At 63.0% G+C, this 5095-nt stretch carries 3 protein-coding genes; 2 read left to right on the forward strand and 1 reads right to left on the reverse strand.

Going from position 1 to position 5095, the window contains the following annotated elements; all coding sequences use genetic code 11:
* Positions 1 to 1551, forward strand: a 1551-nt coding sequence (locus RMO81_RS12855; RefSeq protein ID WP_310476289.1) for a M20/M25/M40 family metallo-hydrolase, incomplete at its 5' end; no start/stop codon positions are given.
* A 168-nt stretch (positions 1552 to 1719) separates the two neighbouring features.
* On the forward strand, positions 1720 to 4578 hold the full coding sequence (locus RMO81_RS12860; protein ID WP_310476290.1) for a class I SAM-dependent DNA methyltransferase: 2859 nt from the start codon (positions 1720 to 1722) through the stop codon (positions 4576 to 4578).
* 97 nt (positions 4579 to 4675) lie between these two features.
* Here the strand turns inward: RMO81_RS12860 and RMO81_RS12865 are convergent.
* Positions 4676 to 5095 (reverse strand): tRNA (cytidine(34)-2'-O)-methyltransferase (locus RMO81_RS12865; protein ID WP_310476291.1); only part of this gene is annotated, 420 nt, incomplete at its 5' end.

The following is a 5095-nucleotide window of genomic DNA, read 5'->3' on the forward strand; positions in this document are numbered from 1 at the left end:
TGCCGGCACAAGGGGATGATGATGAAAAACCGGACGATGATCGGATGGGCGCTGCTGGCGCTGGTGGCAATGCCGGCGCTGGCCAGCCCGGCGTCTGACCGGTTGCGCGCCCAGGTGCGCAGCTGGCGCGAAGCCAATGAGCGCAAGTTGATCACGGATTACAGCGCATTCGTCGCCATGCCGAGTGTGGCCAGCACGCTTGCCGATGTCGATCGCAACGCCGATTATCTCGAAACCCAGCTGAAATCCCGCGGCTTCACCACCCAGCAGCTCCGTGCCCGCCCCGGCACCCCGGCCAGCGTGTTTGCGGAACGCCGCACCCCCGGCGCCAAACGCACCCTCCTGCTCTATGCCCACTATGACGGCCAGCCGGTGAACCAGCCCGGCTGGCTCGATCCGCCGTTCCAGCCCACGCTGCGCACCGCACCGCCGGCCAGCGCCAAGGTCGATCTCGCCGCCGCCACCACTATCGACAAGGAATGGCGCCTGCACGGCAGAGCCAGTGGTGACGACAAGGCCACCATCGCCGCCACCCTGTGGGCGCTGGACGCGCTCGCCGCCAAAGGCATCAAGCCGATGGTGAACATCAAGATATTGTGGGAGGGCGAGGAAGAGGCCGGCTCCCCCAATTTCGGCACCATCGTGCGCGCCAACAAGGCGCTGCTCGCCGCCGATCTGCTGATCCTGGGCGATGGCCCGGTCCACCAATCCGGCCGCCCGCTGGTGAGCGGCGGCAACCGCGGCATCGTCGATTTCGAAGCGACGGTCTATGGCCCCGCCCGCGCCCTCCACGATGGGCACTACGGCAATTGGGTGCCCAGCCCTACGGTGATGATCGCCGATCTGGTGATGCAGCTGCGCGACGATCAGGGCAGTATAAAGGTGCCCGGCCTGGCCAGCGAAGTGCCGCCGCCCAGCGCCACCGACAAGGCGGCGCTGGCCGCCCTGCCCGCTGTCGAACAGCAACTGATGGACGAACTGGCGCTGGGCCGCCACATCGGCACAGCGCGGCTGGCCGATGGCTATCTGATGCCCACACTCAACGTGCGCGCCATCCACGGCGGCGATACACGGTCGCCTGCCGCCAACGCCATTGCCGCCCAGGCCTGGGCCAGCTTCGATATCCGCCTCGCCCCCGGCCAGACCATCGCCCATGTGAAACAGGCAGTCGAAACCCACCTCACCACCCAAGGCTGGCACATCATCCGCACCACGCCGGACGCCGCCACCCGCCGCGCCCACCCCAAGCTGCTGAAACTGGATTGGGACGCCGGCGGCTCCGTCGCCGTCAAAGTCCCCCTCGACACGCCCGCCGCCAAAGCCGTGATCGACGCCATCACCCGCACCGCCGGCCCACCCGTGCTGCTCCCCCTGATGGGCGGCACCACACCCTTCGCCGAAATCGTGGAGGCACTGGCCACCCCCATGATCGGCGTCACCGTCGCCAACGCCGATGACAATCAGCACGCCGCCAACGAGAATATCCGGCTGGGCAATCTGAGGGACGGGATCGAGATTTACGCGGCGCTGCTGGCGGATACGAAGTGGTGAAGGGGTAAGAGAGCCTCCGGCGGGCAGGGTCGCAGACCCTGCACCCGTTTGTTTTGGGCCGACCTCCAATCCATCAATCCCCCCGTCACCCCGGACTTGATCCGGGGTCCCGCTTTCTTCTTTGAACGGGGCTTGCAGCCCACCAAAATCCCCGCCAACGTCACGGCTATGACCCCGCACGAATTCGCCCAAAAATGGCGCAATGTTGAACTGAAGGAGCGCACCGCCTCCCAAAGTCATTTCAACGATCTGTGCCGCCTGCTAGGCGTTGAAGACCCGATCAGCGCCGACAAGACCGGCGATTTCTTCACCTTCGAAAAAGGCGCCACCAAAACCAGCGGTGGCGAAGGCTGGGCCGATGTGTGGCGCAAGGGCTGCTTTGCCTGGGAGTACAAGGGCAAGGCCGCCAATCTGGAAAAGGCCTTCGATCAACTGCTGCGTTATTCCATCGCGCTGGAAAGCCCGCCGCTGCTGATCGTGTCGGATATGGATCGCATCCGCATCCACAGCAATTTCACCAACACCGTGCAGGAAGTGCACGAAATCACGCTGGAAGACCTGCTCGACGCCGGCAAGCGCGACCTGCTGCGCGCCTGTTTCGACAATCCCGAACGCCTGCGCCCGGCCAAAACCCGCCAGAAACTCACCGAAGATGCCGCCAAGGAATTCGCCGCCATCGCTGAGCGCCTGCGCCTGCGCGGCCACGAAGCGCATCTAGTAGCGCATTTCGTCAACCGGCTGGTGTTCTGCATGTTTGCCGAAGATGTCGGCCTGCTGCCCGGCAAGATGTTCCAGCGCATGCTGGAAGCCAGCCGCAGCGATGCGGCCCAGTTCGCCGGTTATGCCGCCACCTTGTTTGCCGCGATGAAAACCGGCGGCATGGTCGGATTTGAAAAGGTGGAATGGTTCAACGGCGGCCTTTTCGATGATGATACGGCGCTGCCGCTGGAAAAGGCCGATATCGAAAATCTGCTGGCGGCCGCGAAACTGGATTGGTCCGAAATCGATCCCTCCATCCTGGGCACGCTGTTCGAACGCGGACTTGATCCGGCCAAGCGCAGCCAGTTGGGCGCGCATTATACTGATCGCGACAAGATCATGATGATCGTGCGCCCGGTGATCATCGAACCGCTGGAACGTGAATGGGCACAGGTGCGCAGCAGCATCGAAACCGCGATGGACAAGGCCGATGCCGCCAAAGGCCCGGCCCGCGCCAAGGCGCGGGCTGAAGCCACCAAGGCGATGAACGCCTGGCGCGACCGGCTGGCCAATTTCCGCGTGCTCGATCCGGCCTGCGGCAGCGGCAATTTCCTCTATCTCTCGCTGCTGGCGCTGAAGGATATCGAACACCGCACCGCGCTGGAGGCGGAACAACTCGGCCTGCCGCGCGAATTCCCCCGGCTTGGCCCGGAAAATGTGCTGGGCATCGAACTCAACCCCTATGCCGCCGAACTGGCGCGGGTGTCCGTGTGGATTGGCGAAATCCAGTGGATGCGCCGCAACGGGTTCGATGCGGCGCGCAATCCGATCCTGCGGACGCTGAACACCATTGAATGCCGGGATGCGGTGCTGGCCCCGGATGGCCGCCAAGCCGAGTGGCCGGTGGCGGAGGTGGTGGTGGGCAACCCGCCGTTCCTTGGTGGAAAGCGAGTATTGTCCGAGCTGGGTAAGGAATATGTTTCAGCGCTAAGAAAGGCTTATCGTGGTCAACTTCCAGATTTCTCAGACCTAGTTTGCTACTGGTTTGCCCGCGCATGGACGCAGATGCAGAGTGCTCAGCTGATCCGTGCCGGATTGGTTTCAACTAACTCAATCCGTGGTGGGGCAAACCGGGAGGCGCTTAAGCCAATCGTCGAAGATGGCCAGATTTATGAAGCATGGGGCGATGAGGATTGGACGGTAGACGGAGCAGATGTGCGGGTTTCCATCGTCTGCTTTTCGTCCGTTGCGAACGAGTCCGTGCGCTTGAACGGCAATGTGTCCACCAAGATTTTTTCAGACCTGACAGCAAATGAAGTTGATTTGACCAAGGCTGATAAACTTGCACCAAACGAAGCCATTGCATTTATTGGCATACAGAAATCGGGGCCTTTTGACGTTCCCGGCGAGCTGGCAAGGCAATGGTTGAAAGCACCGCTCAACCCAAATGGTCGGAGTAACGCCCAAGTTTTGAAACCGTATGTGAATGGTGCGGAGATTGTTCGCAGACCGCAAGATATTTGGATCGTCGACTTTGGCAGCGAACTTGATGAATCAGAAGCATCGCAATTTGAATTTCCCTTTGAACACGCTTCTAGGGTGGTGAAACCGGTCCGGGCTCAAAATTCAGAAAAAATTGCGAGAGATTTTTGGTGGAGGTTCTGGCGACCTCGACCGGATTTCTATGCGAAGGCTGAACATTGTGCGCGTATCATAATCTCGCCACGCGTCTCTAAGCACCGCCTTTTTGCGTGGAAGAGTCCTGCAATCCTGCCGGACAGCGCTGTGGTTGCCATCGCCCGCGATGACGACACCAGCTTCGGCATCCTGCACTCGCGTTTCCATGAACTCTGGTCGCTGCGGATGGGCACGTTCCTCGGCGTGGGCAATGATCCGCGCTATACGCCGTCCACCACCTTCGAAACCTTCCCCTTCCCGGCCGGCCTTACCCCCGATCTCCCGGCGGCTGCCTATGCCGATGATCCCCGCGCACAGGCGATTGCGGCGGCGGCGGCGCGGCTGAATGAACTGCGGGAGAATTGGCTGAACCCGGCCGATCTGGTGGTGCGAGTGCCGGAGGTGGTGGCCGGCTATCCGGATCGCATCCTGCCCAGGGATGAGGCGGCAGCGAAGCTGCTCGCCAAGCGCACGCTGACCAATTTGTATAACGAGCGGCCGGCGTGGCTGGACCATGCCCACCGCGCGCTGGATGAAGCGGTCGCCGATGCCTATGGCTGGGGTGACGATTGGCGGGCCGGGGCGTTGAGTGACGACAAGATATTGGCGCAGCTGTTCCGGTTGAACCAGTTACGCGCCGGGAAGGCGTGAAGCGGGACCCCGGATCAAGTCCGGGGTGACGGGAAGGGGGTAGCCCGAAAACCAACGGGTGCAGGGTCTGCGACCCTGCCCGCCGGAGGCCCCTCTTCTACCTCGGCAATCCGCCCGTCTGCCGCAGCGCCTCGCCCACCGCCAGCCCGGCCGACATGGCGAGGTTGAGGGAGCGCACCTCCACTCGCATCGGCAGGCGGATGCGACCTTCGCAGGCGGCGTGGACGTGGGGTGGGGCGCCGGCGCTTTCCTTGCCGAACAGCAGCACGTCGTCGGGGCGGAAGGTGAAATCATGGGCGGAATTGCTGCCCTTGGTGGTGAGCAGCACCAGCCGCCGCGCCGTGCCGATGCTGGCGTGAAACGCAGCCCAGTCGGCATGGCGGGTGATGGCGACGCGATCGATATAGTCCATCGCCGTGCGGCGGACGCGGGCATCGTCCCAAGCGAAGCCGAGCGGTTCGATCAGATCGACGGGGACGCCCAGGCAGGCGCCGAGCCGCAGCACCGCGCCGACATT

The organism is Sandarakinorhabdus sp. (genome assembly GCF_031422795.1).
Classification (GTDB): Bacteria; Pseudomonadota; Alphaproteobacteria; order Sphingomonadales; family Sphingomonadaceae; genus Sandarakinorhabdus.

Excerpts from the sequence above, each read along its gene's own strand:
- RMO81_RS12860 (WP_310476290.1), top strand. The coding sequence starts at position 1,720 with ATGACCCCGCACGAATTCGCCCAAAAATGGCGCAATGTTGAACTGAAG.